Source organism: Rhizobium sp. P1_E6 (genome assembly GCF_056405875.1).
Map to the genome: position 1 here is coordinate 1 of NZ_JBFUBG010000343.1, position 717 is coordinate 717.

General features: G+C 60.0%; 1 protein-coding gene. It reads left to right on the forward strand.

From position 1 onward, the window contains the following. Positions 1–717 (forward strand): hypothetical protein (locus tag AC1D35_RS36640; protein WP_477942969.1); only part of this gene is annotated, 717 nt, incomplete at both ends.

The following is a 717-nucleotide window of genomic DNA, read 5'->3' on the forward strand; positions in this document are numbered from 1 at the left end:
ACCTCGCCCCGATCGTTTTTAAGGCCGGTATGTGGCTGGTTGCGATCGCAGTGGTCGGTATGATCCTGATGATCGGCTTTCTTATCCTCCTGGCATCAGGTGCCGTGGAGGTCAAGCCGGATAGCCAGTTTTCCATTGCAGCTTTTGGTCTTATTGGCACGGCCGTTGGATTTATAAACGGAATCGCCGGCACTGTTGTCAGCTTCTATTGGGGCAGCAGCCAGAGCTCCAAGGAAAAATCGGATACGATTGCCGATTCCATGCGGGAACTTGCCGTCGAAGCGCGAAAAACGCCCAGCTATCCGCCGCCACCGGCCCAACCTACGCCCGCAGACGGCACGCCCCAGCCGGCCGCCGACATTGCAGCTCCGCGAGCCGGCCCGCCGTCGGCTGGCGTTATCCCCTCAAAGCCGCGGTTGCTGGCGGAGCTGATCCCGGAACTCAGCAAACCGCATAAGATATTTCCCGAGAGTGTCGATTGGAGCTTGACCGCAACGGGGATATCGATCGAAGGGGCCGCAGCCGTCGGCAGTCCGGGAAAGCCGGCAACCGTGCGCGATATCTGGTCGAAATTCGGGGAGCTCTGCACCCGTTCGGCGAAGCAATACGGCGTACCGATCGAGCTGATCGTTGCCACGATCGCAACGGAAAGCAGTGGACGGCCGGATGCCCGCCGGGCAGAGTCGAAGTTGAACGATGAAAGCGTTGGCCTTATGC